10 protein-coding genes and 2 pseudogenes are annotated in these 14,359 nt (G+C 52.6%); 7 read left to right on the forward strand and 5 right to left on the reverse strand.

From position 1 onward, the window contains the following. The first annotated feature begins 218 nt into the window (after window positions 1–218). The 3 genes from I2D83_RS12600 (at window position 219) to I2D83_RS12610 (ending at window position 5,824) form a co-directional block, all read left to right on the forward strand. Window positions 219–2,531, forward strand: a complete 2,313-nt coding sequence (locus tag I2D83_RS12600; protein ID WP_181848724.1) for an FdhF/YdeP family oxidoreductase — start codon at window positions 219–221, stop codon at window positions 2,529–2,531. A gap of 236 nt (window positions 2,532–2,767) precedes the next feature. After that, window positions 2,768–4,702 carry an exoribonuclease II gene (locus I2D83_RS12605; protein WP_205946633.1) on the forward strand — a complete coding sequence of 645 codons (1,935 nt, stop codon included), beginning with the start codon at window positions 2,768–2,770 and terminating at the stop codon, window positions 4,700–4,702. 204 nt (window positions 4,703–4,906) lie between these two features. Continuing rightward, window positions 4,907–5,824 carry an aldo/keto reductase gene (locus tag I2D83_RS12610; RefSeq protein WP_181828724.1) on the forward strand — a complete coding sequence of 306 codons (918 nt, stop codon included), beginning with the start codon at window positions 4,907–4,909 and terminating at the stop codon, window positions 5,822–5,824. Window positions 5,825–5,877: 53 nt separating this feature from the next. Here the strand turns inward: I2D83_RS12610 and I2D83_RS12615 are convergent, their stop codons facing one another. Beyond that, a complete protein-coding gene (locus I2D83_RS12615; protein WP_241007221.1) occupies window positions 5,878–6,099 on the reverse strand; it encodes an Lrp/AsnC ligand binding domain-containing protein in 222 nt (73 codons plus the stop codon). Between the two features lie 9 nt (window positions 6,100–6,108). On the opposite strand from I2D83_RS12615, the pseudogene I2D83_RS12620 reads away from it, so the two are divergent. Further along, a pseudogene (locus I2D83_RS12620) lies at window positions 6,109–6,441 on the forward strand (MFS transporter); the annotation flags it as partial. A 514-nt stretch (window positions 6,442–6,955) separates the two neighbouring features. Then, complete coding sequence (locus tag I2D83_RS12625) at window positions 6,956–9,019, forward strand: carbon starvation CstA family protein (RefSeq protein ID WP_015840575.1); 2,064 nt, start codon at window positions 6,956–6,958, stop codon at window positions 9,017–9,019. 53 nt (window positions 9,020–9,072) lie between these two features. Here I2D83_RS12625 and I2D83_RS12630 read toward each other — a convergent pair. Further along, window positions 9,073–10,403 (reverse strand): annotated as a pseudogene (locus I2D83_RS12630) (IS4 family transposase). Between the two features lie 198 nt (window positions 10,404–10,601). Further along, window positions 10,602–11,297, reverse strand: coding sequence for an L-ribulose-5-phosphate 4-epimerase (araD, locus tag I2D83_RS12635; RefSeq protein ID WP_205946634.1), 696 nt, complete (start codon window positions 11,295–11,297; stop codon window positions 10,602–10,604). A 334-nt stretch (window positions 11,298–11,631) separates the two neighbouring features. Here araD and osmB point away from each other — a divergent pair, with 334 nt between their 5' ends. Beyond that, window positions 11,632–11,847, forward strand: coding sequence for an osmotically-inducible lipoprotein OsmB (gene osmB, locus I2D83_RS12640; RefSeq protein WP_010276685.1), 216 nt, complete (start codon window positions 11,632–11,634; stop codon window positions 11,845–11,847). Between the two features lie 57 nt (window positions 11,848–11,904). On the opposite strand, the gene yciH is transcribed toward osmB, so the two are convergent. Then, a complete protein-coding gene (gene yciH, locus I2D83_RS12645; protein ID WP_180777988.1) occupies window positions 11,905–12,240 on the reverse strand; it encodes a stress response translation initiation inhibitor YciH in 336 nt (111 codons plus the stop codon). Further along, on the reverse strand, window positions 12,237–12,980 hold the full coding sequence (gene pyrF / locus I2D83_RS12650) for an orotidine-5'-phosphate decarboxylase (RefSeq protein ID WP_182100139.1): 744 nt from the start codon (window positions 12,978–12,980) through the stop codon (window positions 12,237–12,239). Before pyrF ends, yciH begins: the two co-directional genes overlap by 4 nt. Before the next feature lie 328 nt (window positions 12,981–13,308). Between pyrF and I2D83_RS12655 the strand changes: the two genes are divergently transcribed. Continuing rightward, window positions 13,309–14,352, forward strand: a complete 1,044-nt coding sequence (locus I2D83_RS12655) for a zinc-dependent alcohol dehydrogenase family protein (RefSeq protein WP_181848733.1) — start codon at window positions 13,309–13,311, stop codon at window positions 14,350–14,352. Window positions 14,353–14,359 lie beyond the last annotated feature (7 nt).

The following is a 14,359-nucleotide window of genomic DNA, read 5'->3' on the forward strand; positions in this document are numbered from 1 at the left end:
AAACCCTAGATAATTCGAGTTTCAGGCCGGCGGCAACGCAGCGAGTCCCCAGGAGCTTACTCAAGTAAGTGACTGGGGTGACAAATCTGCTGGGAGCAGATTTGAACGCTGCTTGCAGCGGCCCTTCAGGGCGAGGCCCACGACGGGCCGAGTATTTGAGGCGGCCAACACACCTGCAACTTGAAGTATGACGGGTTTATTCACCTGCGGAACATGCTATGAAATTCAAACCATCCATCAAGCCATACCGCAATGCGGCTGGCGGCTGGGGCTCATTGGAAGCCACCACGCGTTTTGTGCTCGACAGCAAGCAAGCGCTGAAAAATATCCGAAACTTGTTACGGGTCAATAAATCGAAAGGTTTTGACTGCCCCGGCTGCGCTTGGGGTGATGACAACAGCAGCACGTTCAGTTTCTGCGAAAACGGCGCGAAAGCGGTAAGTTGGGAAGCGACGCGCAAAGCGGTCGATCTGGATTTCTTCGCCGCCCATAGCGTCACGACGCTACGCCAGCAAAGCGACTATTTCCTTGAGTATCAGGGGCGTTTAACCCACCCGATGCGCTATGACCGCGCCAGCGACCGCTATGTTCCCATCGACTGGGACGCAGCGTTTGCGCTGATTGCTCAGCACATCAATAATATGGCTCATCCCGATCAGGTGGAGCTTTATACGTCCGGCCGTGCCAGTAATGAAGCCTCTTATCTGTATCAGCTTTTTGGCCGCATGTTGGGCACCAACAATTTCCCCGACTGCTCAAATATGTGCCATGAGGCCAGCGGAATTGGCCTGAAACAAAGTATCGGCGTGGGGAAAGGCACGATCCGGCTGGATGATTTCGAACACGCTGACGCGATTTTCGTTTTTGGTCAGAATCCCGGCACCAATCATCCACGCATGCTGCACAGCCTGCGCCACGCTGCCGATCGCGGCGCGCACATCGTTTCCTTTAATACGCTACGCGAACGCGGTCTGGAACGCTTTGCCAATCCGCAGAATCCGCTGGAGCTGCTCACGCCGCTGTCTGGCACCATTAGTGAAACCTACCTGCAGCCTAATCTGGGCGGCGATATGGCCGCCGTACGCGGCATGGTGAAAGCACTGCTGGAAACACATCGCCAGCGTCTGTCTGCCGGAGAAGCGGGTTTATTCGATCAGGATTTCCTGTCTACACACACCCAGCAGGTGGATGAATACCTCGCCGTGGTGGACGCCACCAGTTGGCAGAAAATCGAACAGCAATCCGGCCTGAGCGAAGCGCAACTACGCTATGTGGCGGCGATTTATCAGCAGTCTCCGCGTGTGATTTGCACCTGGGCGATGGGCATTACCCAGCACAAGCATTCCGTCGCTACCGTGCGGGAGATCGTCAACCTGCAACTGCTGTTCGGACAGTTGGGGAAACCGGGTGCAGGTCTGTGTCCAGTACGCGGCCACAGTAATGTGCAGGGTAACCGGACCATGGGGATCGATGAGAAGCCGACAGCGGCATTTCTCGATCGTCTGGCGGCGCATTATGACTTCACACCGCCTTACGCCGCAGGCCACAACACGGTAGAAGCGCTGGAGGCCATGCTGCGTGATGAGATAAAAGTGCTCATCGCGCTGGGCGGTAACCTCGCTGCTGCTGCACCGGATTCAGCGCGTACCGAAGAGGCGCTCAGCCGCTGCGATCTAACCGTGCATATCAGTACCAAACTCAATCGCAGCCATCTGGTTACTGGCAAGGTTGATGCGCTGATTCTGCCGACGCTTGGCCGAACCGATCTCGACATGCAGGCCAGCGGCCCGCAGTTTATTACCGTAGAAGATTCTTTCAGCATGGTGCATGCGTCACAGGGTGTCGGGCAGCCGCTTTCGCCGTTGCAGCGCTCGGAAACCGCGATTGTTGCCGGGATTGCTGATGCGGTCCTCGGTCATGAAAAGCTTGACTGGCTGGCGCTGGCGGACGATTACTCACGCATCCGCGATCACATCGCCGCGACCATTCCCGGCTTTACCGATTTCAATGCCAACTGCGACCTGCCGGGCGGATTCTATCTCGGTAACGCTGCCGCCGAATTGCGCTTCAATACCCTCAACGAGAAGGCGCAATTCAGCCAGGCCAAGTTGCCCGATACGCTGTTCCCACAACTACAAGGCAGCGACGTGCCTTTTACCCTGCAAACCCTGCGTTCACACGATCAGTACAACACCACCATTTATGGGCTGGATGACCGCTACCGCGGCGTGTACGGGCAGCGGGAGGTCCTGTTCATGCACCCGGATGATATCAGCGCGCTGGGGCTGGAAGATGGCGATCTGGTCGATATCGAAACGCTGTGGAACGATGGCATTACCCGTATCGTCAACGGCTTCAAGCTGGTGAGCTACGCCATTCCACGCGGCAATCTGGCGGCCTACTACCCGGAAACCAACCCGCTGGTACCGTTGTCCAGCTTCGGGGATGAAACGCACACGCCGACCTCTAAATCGGTGCCGGTTAGTGTTCGACGCAGTACGCAAGCAGAGCCTCTGCTGCGTATCGCCTAAGCATCTGCCCATTAGGCTGTAAATCATTCCGTCAACGCCCCTGCCGTGCCACAAACTCGATGATGTGCACGGCAGGTGAAGGCATTGAAATCAGTCCTGACTTTTCTCAGATTGATTCGCGCTTTCATCGCCACAATACACCCACACCATCCCCGATTATTCTTGCCGCCAGCACCCGATTCGAGTAAAACTGTGAACCGCTAATTGAGCCATTCACAACCGTATTTCTGGACGCTATGTTTCAAGATAATCCGCTGCTTGCACAGCTAAAACAGCAACTTCACTCTCAGACACCGCGTGTTGAAGGTGTCGTCAAAGGCACCGATAAAGGATTTGGCTTTCTTGAAGCTGACGGACAAAAAAGCTATTTCATTCCCCCTCCACATATGAAAAAAGTGATGCACGGTGACCGGATTACCGCCACCCTGCATACGGAAAAAGATCGGGAAATTGTCGAACCTGAAACGCTTATCGAACCCTTCCTGACCCGATTTGTTGGCCGCATTCATAAAAAAGACGATCGTTTATCCATTACGCCTGATCATCCACTGCTAAAAGATGCGATTCCCTGCCGTGCTGCACGCGATGTGACGCACAATTTTCAGGAAGGCGATTGGGCGGTGGCAGAAATGCGCCGTCACCCGCTGAAGGGCGACCGTGGATTTCATGCTGAACTGACGCAATACATTACTACGGGCGACGACCCGCTGGTGCCGTGGTGGGTGACGTTGTCACGTCATAATCTGGAGCGTGCTGCACCGGACGTTGAAGCAACGGAACGCCATGACGGTGAACTCGTCCGCGAAGATCTGACCGCGCTGAGCTTTGTCACTATCGACAGCGCCAGCACTGAAGATATGGACGATGCACTGTACGTACAGGACAACGGCGATGGTTCTCTACAATTAACTATCGCGATTGCCGATCCGACCGCCTATGTCGACGCGGGTAGCGAGCTGGACAAGATTGCGCGCCAGCGTGCCTTCACCAACTATCTGCCCGGCTTCAACATCCCGATGCTGCCGCGCTCTCTGTCCGATGATATCTGTTCACTGCGCCCGGACGAGCGCCGTCCTGTCCTCGCCTGCCGTGTGACGATTGCCGCCGATGGTGCGCTGGGTGACGATATTCACTTCTTTGCCGCCTGGATCGAATCCAAAGCCAAGCTCGCGTATGACAATGTCTCCGACTGGCTGGAAGAACAAGGCGAATGGCAGCCGCAAAATGACGCGATTGCTGAACAAATCCGTTTGCTGCACCGCGTCTGTCTGGCTCGCAGCGAATGGCGCACTACCCATGCGCTGGTATTTAAAGATCGTCCTGATTACCGCTTCCTGCTGGGTGAAAAAGGCGACGTATTGGATATCGTGGTTGAACACCGCCGCATCGCCAACCGTATCGTTGAAGAAGCCATGATTGCCGCCAACGTCTGTGCGGCCATTGTGCTGCGCGATAAGCTGGGCTTTGGTATCTATAACGTCCATAACGGCTTCGATCCGGTATCGATTGATCAGGCCGTTACCGTGTTGGACACCCACGGTGTTCAAGCCGACGCACAGACGCTGTTAACGCTGGAAGGATTCTGTAAGCTGCGTCGCGAGCTGGATGCCCAACCGACACAGTTCCTGGATAGCCGTATTCGCCGCTTCCAGTCTTTCGCGGAAGTCAGCATCACACCGGGGCCGCACTTTGGTCTGGGGCTGGAAGCCTATGCCACCTGGACATCCCCTATCCGTAAATACGGCGATATGGTGAATCACCGTTTGCTGAAAGCGGTTATCACCGGACAGGCAGCGGAAAAACCGCAGGACGATGTTACGGTACAGTTGGCAGAACGCCGTCGCCTTAACCGTATGGCCGAGCGTGATGTCGGCGACTGGCTGTACGCTCGCTACCTCAGCGACAAAGCGGGTACCGATGTGCGTTTCAACGCGGAAATCATTGATGTCACACGCGGCGGCCTGCGTGTCCGCCTGCTGGATAACGGCGCAGTCGCATTTATCCCATCCTCCTTTATCCACTCCGTGCGCGATGAGCTGGTGTGTAGCCAGGAAATGGGCACCCTCGCGGTGAAAGGCGATGTGGTTTATCGTCAGGGCGATACGCTGGACGTCGTCATCGCGGAAGTTCGTCTGGAAACCCGCAGCGTCGTGGCAAAGCCAGCCGCCTAAGCGTCATACCGCCGATTCATCTCGGCGGGCAGCATCTCCGCGCGGGCGTTCATAACGAACGACTCCGCGTGTCATCATCGTTTATTCCGCGATATGCTTTACCACCGACTTTTATCAATGATTTGTTTATCGAAATAGCCACGTCTGAACCGTTTTGAGCGTAGTCAACGGCAGGCGGCAACCCTACTAACAGGAGTGTTCCCGATGAAAAAAATAACAATCGGCACATCCGCGATACAGGCTTCCAACATTGCGCTGGGCTGTATGCGAATGGCGAAGAAAAGCACGAATGAAGCGGCTGAGATCCTCAATGCTTCCGTCGAGGCGGGCATCGATTTCTTCGATCACGCTGATATCTATGGTTCCGGCTTGTCGGAAGAGATTTTCGCCGCGGGTTTACACAAGACGTCTATCCGCCGGGAGTCGATTTTTCTGCAATCGAAATGCGGTATCCGCAAAGGTTTTTTTGATTTTTCCAAAGCGCACATCATCGCCTCTGTTGACGGCAGTCTGCAGCGTTTAAAAACAGACTATCTTGATACGCTCCTGCTGCATCGCCCGGATACGCTGTTTGAACCCGATGAGGTTGCCGCCGCCTTCGATGAGCTGGAAAGCAGCGGGAAAGTACGCCATTTTGGCGTCAGCAATCAGAACCCGTTGCAGATTGAGCTACTAAAACAATCCGTGCGCCAGCCGCTTATCGCCAATCAATTGCAGTTCAGTATCATGCACACGGGGATGATTGATGCGGGTTTTAACGTGAATATGACGAACTCGGCATCGGTGAATCACGATGGCGCCATTCTGGAATACAGCCGCCTGAATACCATGACCATTCAGGCCTGGTCACCCTTCCAGTACGGCTTTTTTGAGGGCGTTTTCCTCGATAATGAGAAATTCCCCAAGCTGAACGCGACGATTAATCACATCGCCGAGCAGCATGGCGTCACCAACACCGCGATCGCCACCGCGTGGATCTTGCGCCACCCTGCCGCGATGCAGGTGATTATCGGCACCATGAGCCCGGAACGTATTCGTGACATCGCTGCGGCGTCTACCCTGTCGCTCAGCCGCGAAGAATGGTACGAGATTTATCGCGCCGCCGGAAACGTTCTGCCTTAAGACACATGTTGTCTTAAGCGCACAGGCCCTGCGTCTCGGGTAACGGGAACGCGTTACAAACTAGGCATAGGGCCGCGTTCAACAAAGGTCGACAGGACAATATAGCTACGTGTGCTGTCGACACCTTCCACTTCCTGTAACTTACCTAACAGTTCCTCTAAGTCTTCCGTATCCCGGGCACGAACCTTGAGCATGACGCCACAATCTCCGGCAACGGTATGAAACTCCTCAATTTCCGGCAAATGACTTAGTGCCAGTAAACGTTTGGTACTCACGACATTTTGACGGCCAGCAGCCAGATTGCCTCGATAGTGTGCATATTCCTGATGGCGGCTTTTGGATTTGCGACCATCTCTCCCATTCAGAAACTGGTGATGGACAAGGCCAGAGCCGCAGGTGCGCCGACGCTGGCTTCCGCGGTCAATATTGGTCTCTTTAATCTTGGTAATGCCCTTGGTGCCTGGGTAGGCGGAAGCGTTATCGCCAGCGGCTTTGGTTTCACTGCGCCAAACTGGGCTGGCGGGATCCTGTCGCTGAGTGCACTGATCCTTGCTATCGCGGTTGGGGTGGTCGATAAACGAAGCAGCCCGTTGACAGCATCAGTAGAATGCCATTAATGAAATAGCTATAGCATGCAGAAATGCGCGGGCGATGTCCGCGCATTTCTAATGACATTGCCAGCATGGATCCACAACTTTCATCGCACGTCGGAACTGATTATTCATCAGACTGCGTCCTCTTTTTTGCCGCCCTTATTTTCTCCCTTTTACCGCGCCAGCACGTTAGCCCTTGTTTGGGCTTTAATTTTCTTTACAAAAATTCACCTTCGCTCACATTTTCTCATCCATTCCCTTCTCTTCGTCATTAAACCCACTATTGTTAAATTGCATTAACACTCGCGCCATATACCCCAAATAATTCGAGTTGCAAGACAAAACGTTGACGTTTTGAACAATGCAAAGCATTGGCCCGCGAGGGCGAGGCTCATTAATGGGCCTCGTAACGCGGCGAACGCATGAATCCCCAGGAGCTTACACAAGTAAGTGACTGGGGTGAGTAAGAGAAGCCAACGCACATGCAGCTTGAAGTATTAACGGTATACCCTTTCTGAATAACGAAGGAGCCGTTGTTATGAGTAACGTAAAGAGCATTGTGATCTGGCTGCTAGTCGGCCTGGCGGGCGCCTTTGCGTTCGCCACGCTGGCACTGAGCCGCGGTGAACACGTCAATGCCGTGTGGTTAGTCGTCGCTGCTGTATCGTGTTACAGCATTGCCTATCGCTTTTACAGCCTGTTTATCGCCAAAAAAGTTTTTGAGCTCGACGATCGCCGCCTGACACCGGCGGAGCGTCATAACGACGGTCTGGATTACGTTCCCACCAATAAATGGGTCCTGTTCGGCCACCACTTCGCCGCCATCGCCGGTGCCGGACCGCTGGTCGGGCCGATCCTCGCCGCACAGATGGGCTTCCTCCCCGGCACGATCTGGATTCTGGTCGGCGTTATGCTGGCAGGTGCCGTGCAGGACTTCCTGGTACTGTTTATCTCAACCCGCCGGGATGGTCGTTCTTTGGGTGAGATGGCGAAACAGGAACTCGGGGCATTCGCGGGTATCATCACCATGCTCGGTGCGTTGGGTGTGATGATCATCATTCTCTCAGCGCTGGCGCTGGTCGTCGTTAAGGCGCTGGCGGAAAGCCCGTGGGGGCTGTTCACCATCGCCGCCACCATCCCTATCGCGCTCTTTATGGGCGTTTACATGCGCTTTTTACGTCCGGGTAAAATCGCGGAAGTGTCTATCATCGGTTTTGTGCTGATGATGCTGGCGATTGTGTATGGCGGTAACATTGCCGCACACCCCTACTGGGGGCCGTTCTTCACGCTGAAAGGCACGTCGCTCACCTGGATTCTGGTGATCTACGGCTTCATCGCCTCCGTATTGCCGGTCTGGCTGCTGCTGGCGCCGCGTGATTACCTCTCAACCTTTCTGAAAATCGGGGTCATTATCGGTCTGGCCTTCGGTATCGTGTTCGCGATGCCGGAAATGAAAATGCCCGCCGTTTCCCGCTTTATTGACGGCACCGGCCCGGTCTTCTCCGGTACGCTGTTCCCCTTCTTGTTTATTACCATCGCCTGTGGCGCGATTTCGGGCTTCCATGCGCTGGTTTCCAGCGGCACCACGCCGAAACTGGTTGAACGTGAAAGCCACATCCGTTTCATTGGCTATGGTGCCATGCTGATGGAATCCTTCGTCGCCATCATGGCGCTGATTTGTGCCTCGGTCATCGAACCGGGCATCTACTTCGCCATGAACTCACCTGCCGCGCTGATCGGCACCACGGTTGAGAGCGCCTCGCAGGCCATCAATAGCTGGGGATTTGTGATTACCCCGCAGGAGTTGAGCGCGATTGCCAATGACGTTGGCGAAGCCTCTATTCTTTCCCGCGCTGGCGGTGCACCAACCTTCGCAGTGGGCATGGCCTACATCATCACCGAGATCTTTAACAGCCGGGCGATGATGGCATTCTGGTATCACTTCGCGATTCTGTTTGAAGCCCTGTTCATTCTGACCGCAGTAGATGCCGGGACGCGCGCCTGTCGCTTCATGGTGCAAGATCTGGTCGGTATTGCGATTCCCAGACTGGCCAACAGCCACTCCTGGTTAGGTAACCTGGCCGGTACAACCGTCGCCGTTTCCGGTTGGGGATTCTTCGTGTATCAGGGTGTCATCGATCCACTTGGAGGAATCAATACGCTCTGGCCGTTGTTCGGTATCGGTAACCAAATGCTGGCTTCAATGGCGTTAATTCTCGGTACCGTGGTGTTGTTCAAGATGAAGAAACAGCGCTATGCGTGGGTGACGATCGTCCCTACCGTGTGGCTGTTTATTACGTCGATGACAGCGGGCTGGCAAAAAATCTTCCATGAAAAACCTAGCATCGGTTTTCTGGCACAGGCGAAACGCTTCGCGGCGGGCATTGAGCAAAACACCCTGATCGCCCCGGCCAAATCGATTAAAGACATGGAAACCATCGTCTTCAGTAACCAGATCAACGCCGCGCTGTGCGGGTTCTTCATGCTGGTGGCGGTGACGATGCTGGTTTCCGCATTCTTCGTCATTCGTCGTGCACTGAACAGCGATGTCCCAACGGCAAAAGAGACGCCAGTTGTATTACGGGACGGCGTGCAACCTTAAACGCCACCGTCGCTCATTCCTCAATCCCTCCCTCGCGGAGTAATGCCAGTCAGTTAAGCGACTGACTGGCATTTTATCTACGGGCCTTACTGTATTTTTGGGGCCTTTCTTTTACTATTCGTGGGAAGGCCCTTTCCCTTCTTATCGGTAATTTCACCAGTTGTCCCTGGCTTTCAAGATCACGCATTAGTTCCGGGATGCGGCCCGGTGAAGCACCCTGTAGTGTCATCAGCATTCGCATCACCATTCCGCACGATTCTGAGAAGCTCAGCTGATTTGGCCAGTATCCTTTCAGATGTCCTGCCATTTTAATCATCTGATATCTTACAAGATTATAGGCCAGTAATACTCCCCATAACTCCTGCTCCACGAGCTCAGGTTTCTTACTTCGCAGTGTCAGCCTGCTCAGTTGCATCGTCTGCTTTATCTCACGGTAGCCCAGCTCGATTTCCCACCGGTGGCTGTACAGGTCCGCCATCTCTCCACCAGGGAAGCGCAGCGCATCCGTCATCGACGTCAGCAGATGACAGACCTTTCCTTTGCGGGTCAGTGTCAGTAGCCGTGCTGTGATTTCCTCCCCCAGACCCGGCCACTTTTTACGGGCCTGTGGACTGGTTTTCAATTTTACCAGATGATCACCTTTACCCAGCTTCCTGACCTCTTCATACTGCGCCCCCTTTTTCAGCGGGATCAGCCAGTGCCGGTGTTTCCCCGCCTGATTCCAGGCATTCAGCAAACCCAGTGCGTAATAGCCTTTATCGAGTAAAGTCAGCGTGTTATCACCTGTCTGTGCTATCAACTGTTCTGCAAGCGCATTTTCACTCTCTTTCATCGTGCCAAAGGCTGCTGCCGTCAGCAGATGGCTGGTCAGCTCCATCTGGCAGACCATTTTTACCTGTGGATAGAGTCCCGGTTTTCCGCCATGTGTCTGGCGCGGGAAGGCGGCATCATTTTCTGGTGTATCCGGCGTTCGCCAGACCACGCCATCCACGGCCAGCAGAGTCAGGCCACACCAGTGTGGATGTGGCGTTTCACTATGCCAGAGCTGTGCAGTTTGTGTGAACACACGGCGAACGGCCTCACTTCCCAGGCGCTGGCGAGCCTGAATCACGGCACTCGGGGCGACAAAGGGACGGTTACCCGGCAGCATAATATCCAGACGGTTAACAATCTGGTGAAGGGGCTCTTTACGTTCAAGCGCCATGCCGACAATGCACCAGACCATCATTTCAAGCGGGAGACGCCGCTTGCGTAGCGTGACCGTGCCGGACTCGGCGAGACAACGTGAGACGAGTTCGGGGTCGAGATAATCCCCCAGAGAAGTCAGTGGGTTACGCAAAGAGTCGTAATGGGATACCAGATCAAGAGCCTGTCCAATGTGCATAAAAAAATCCGGAAACGGGTGAGCATTTCCGGATTTTTACACATCCACTGGATCGGTCAACCGATCCTTAACTGATCGGCATTACTCCCTCGCGGAGGGATTTTTTATGGTGTGCCATCTCTGTCCGACATAAAAACGATAGCGCCGCAAATGCGGCGCTATGTAACTTAAATGGAAAGTGAAAGGAACCGCTGCGGTTTATTGTCCGTAATAGGCGTTCTTACCGTGCTTGCGTAAGTAGTGTTTATCCAACAGGGTTTGCTGCATCTCGCCCAGTTGAGGTTTTAGCTGGCGCGAGAAAATCCCCATGTAGGCAAGTTCTTCCAGAACAACAGCATTGTGCACCGCGTTGTCTGCATCTTTCCCCCATGCAAAGGGGCCGTGCGAGTTAACTAATACGGCGGGGACATCTACCGGAGAAATGCCACGCTGCTGGAACGTTTCGACGATCACTTGCCCGGTTTCCCACTCGTAGCGACCGTTGATTTCTTCATCCGTCATCAGGCGTGTACAGGGAATAGGACCATAAAAGTAGTCCGCATGCGTGGTTCCCCAAGCGGGAATATCTTTACCCGCTTGTGCCCAGATCGTGGCATGGCGGGAATGGGTATGCACAATACCGCCGATATCGGCAAACGCCAGATACAGTACACGGTGGGTATCGGTATCTGACGACGGTTTCTTCGTCCCCTCAACCACCTTGCCGCTTTCCAGCTCAACGACAACCATATCCTCTAGCGTCATGGCTGAATACTCCACGCCAGAAGGTTTGATCACCATCAGACCATGCTGCCGATCCACCGCGCTGACATTTCCCCAGGTGAATGTCACCAGATTGTGCTGCGGTAAGGCCAGATTGGCTTCCAACACCTGTTTTTTTAGCGTATCTAACATATCAGCCTCCCATCGACGCGATGACACCATTTTCGCGGCCTGGCGAGCGCGTCGCTATGGGCTAAATCGCTAAAGACCTAGCGGTGTTCTGCTATGGGAAAAAGAAAGAGACACCCCACATAATTGAGCAAAAAACAGCCAGATTTATCAATTATTGCTATCGTTAACATAACCGTGGGGGAATTAAGAGTTTTTACCTGTTGCAGTTTTTTCCGATGATTATACTTGTCATCAAGCGGTAAAAGGCTCGATTTCTTTATTTAATACCGTAAAAATCACGTTATTCGATATTTCCTCACAAGAAACGTGAGACAAAGAGCAGAAGGGGAAAAAGATGAAATTAAACAAACGTTTTGCGACAGCCGCCCTGGCGATTACGCTTGCTGTTACGCTCGCGGGCTGTTCAAACATGTCTAAACGTGACCGTAATACCGCGATTGGTGCCGGTGCCGGTGCGGTAGGTGGGGCTATCTTAACGGATGGCGGAACATTAGGAACGCTGGGCGGCGCCGCTATCGGCGGGCTGATTGGCCGTCAGGTCGATAAATAACGAATTGATAGCAGCAGGTTAACGGGAGTAAACCTGCTGCTTTCATCTTTATATACTTTAGCCACCGGCCAGCTTAACCTTCATTCCTTTCGCTTCCAGAAGCTGTTTTAGCAGATCTCGTTTATCTCCCTGAATTTCGATCACGCCATCTTTCACTGAACCACCACAACCGCATTTTTTCTTCAATTCAGCCGCCAGCTTATCCAAAGCAACATCGTCAAGATCGAGGCCGCTAATCAGGCATACGCCCTTTCCTTTACGTCCGCTCGTCTGACGCTGGATGCGCACAATCCCATCGCCTTTTGGCCGAACCACCTTTTCTTCTTCCGGCTTAATACGCCCGGTTTCCGTGGAGTAAACCAGTTGGCTATTTTCGTCACGACGCATGTTCATGATGACGCACCGTTTAACAGTGAAGCGCGAATCTCGCGCAGCGTCTGTGCCGGATCCGCAGATTGGGTGATCGGACGTCCAATAACCATGTAATCCACTCCCGCCTGCTGCGCCTGCACCGGCGTCATGATGCGGCGCTGATCGCCAACGTCGCTACCCGCAGGACGAATACCCGGCGTGACCAACTTAAATGCCTGACCGCATACCTGCTTCAATCGCTGGGCTTCATGTGCGGAACACACCACGCCATCCAGCCCGCTGTTATGCGTTAACACAGCCAACCTTTCCGCCTGCTCAGCCGGGCTGACGGTAATGCCAAGCCCGCGCAGATCGTCTTCATCCATGCTGGTTAACACCGTTACAGCAATCAGCAGCGGCGCATCGTTACCAAACGGCACCAGCGCTTCTTTCGCGGCCGCCATCATGCGCGAACCACCGCTGGCGTGGACATTCACCATCCACACGCCAAGATCGGCCGCTGCCGCAACGGCGTGAGCGACGGTGTTTGGAATATCGTGGAATTTCAGATCGAGAAACACATCAAAGCCGCGCTGTTGTAACGTCTGCACGAACTGTGGGCCGAACAAGGTAAACATCTCTTTGCCTACCTTCAAACGGCAATCCTGCGGATCGATACGGTCAACAAACGACAGCGCCGCCTGCTGACTGGCATAGTCCAGCGCGACCACAATCGGGGATGATACCGTTTGATGCTTTTGCTGTAGATTCTCGTTTTTCATTCGTCACCCAGTCTCTTGCGAAGCCAAAATTCCCGCCGCATTCTACATGCCCCGCCCCTGAAATCCCAGTCGCCTGTAGACCAATGCCGTTAAAGAGGCTGGCTGGAACAGAAATCATCGATAGCCATTAGTATGTTGTAACTAATCTATATTAGATGATATTCACCTGACATCAGGGTTTGAAGGTCAATGATGGAAGCAGTTGGATAAGGCCTCACAAAAAAATCAGGGAAAGAGATAAAAAATGGTTCTTTATTCGCCACCAGGAATAGACATGCTAAAGTTAAATAACCTTATGGTTTATTTAACGAATTCACGAGGCTAAAAAATGAAAGCAGCAGTATATGATGGCAATGGAAAAATTTCATGGAAAGAAGTGAAGGATGCAACACTAGAAGAAAATACTGACGCTTTAGTAAAAATAATAAAAACCACTATTTGTGGCTCAGACTTACATATATTGAAAGGAGATATGCCGTACGTACCCAGTGGTAGAGTATTGGGACACGAAGGTATAGGAATTGTAGAAGAAATTGGAGATGCGGTAACTCAATTCAAAAAAGGTGATAAAGTTGTTATTTCTGCAATTTCATATTGTGGCAAATGTCACCATTGTAAAAAAGGCCTATATTGCCACTGTGAGTCCAAAGATGGTGGATGGGTTTTAGGTAACTCTGTCAACGGTACTCAAGCTGAATATACTCGGATTCCGCATGCAGATAATTCGTTGATTAAAGTACCAGAAAACGTAGATGAAGAGTCAGCACTGATGTTAAGCGATATCCTGCCGACAGGGTTTGAAGTTGGAGTCCTGGCAGGCGAAGTTAAACCAGGTCAAAAAATTGCAATTATTGGTGCTGGTCCAGTTGGACTATCTGTACTCATCACATCTCAATTCTATTCTCCAGCCAAAATAATTATGATTGATATGGACAAATCCAGATTAGAAATGGCAAAACAGCTTGGGGCAACTCATACAATAAATCCCCAATCAGATGATTATGCATCCATATGTAAAGAGCTAACTGATGGATACGGTGTTGATGTCGCTATTGAATGTGTTGGCATACCAGACACGTTTGAAATGTGCCAAGAAATAATAGCCAAAGGTGGAAGAATCGCTAATATAGGCGTTCATGGTAAAAAAGTAGATTTACACATGGATAAACTATGGGGAAGTAACATACAGATAACGACTGGTTTTGTATGCACTCATAGCACACCAATGCTAATGGAGAGTATTTCTTCAGGAAAAATAGATCCCAAAAAGTTAATATCTCACCATTTTAAGCTGGACGAAATTGAAAAGGCATATCAGGTCTTTGGAAATGCAGCCAAAGAAAAAGCCATCAAAATAATATTGAGTAAATAAAGATAAC

The sequence above is a fragment of the Pectobacterium aroidearum genome, assembly GCF_015689195.1.
GTDB lineage: Bacteria > Pseudomonadota > Gammaproteobacteria > Enterobacterales > Enterobacteriaceae > Pectobacterium > Pectobacterium aroidearum.

What these genes read in the sequence shown, in the direction of transcription:
- I2D83_RS12600 (WP_181848724.1), top strand. Translation starts at nt 219, where the DNA reads ATGAAATTCAAACCATCCATCAAGCCATACCGCAATGCGGCTGGCGGC.
- I2D83_RS12605 (WP_205946633.1), top strand. Translation starts at nt 2,768, where the DNA reads ATGTTTCAAGATAATCCGCTGCTTGCACAGCTAAAACAGCAACTTCAC.
- I2D83_RS12610 (WP_181828724.1), top strand. Translation starts at nt 4,907, where the DNA reads ATGAAAAAAATAACAATCGGCACATCCGCGATACAGGCTTCCAACATT.
- I2D83_RS12625 (WP_015840575.1), top strand. Translation starts at nt 6,956, where the DNA reads ATGAGTAACGTAAAGAGCATTGTGATCTGGCTGCTAGTCGGCCTGGCG.
- araD (WP_205946634.1), bottom strand. Translation starts at nt 11,297, where the DNA reads ATGTTAGATACGCTAAAAAAACAGGTGTTGGAAGCCAATCTGGCCTTA.
- osmB (WP_010276685.1), top strand. Translation starts at nt 11,632, where the DNA reads ATGAAATTAAACAAACGTTTTGCGACAGCCGCCCTGGCGATTACGCTT.
- yciH (WP_180777988.1), bottom strand. Translation starts at nt 12,240, where the DNA reads ATGAACATGCGTCGTGACGAAAATAGCCAACTGGTTTACTCCACGGAA.
- pyrF (WP_182100139.1), bottom strand. Translation starts at nt 12,980, where the DNA reads ATGAAAAACGAGAATCTACAGCAAAAGCATCAAACGGTATCATCCCCG.
- I2D83_RS12655 (WP_181848733.1), top strand. Translation starts at nt 13,309, where the DNA reads ATGAAAGCAGCAGTATATGATGGCAATGGAAAAATTTCATGGAAAGAA.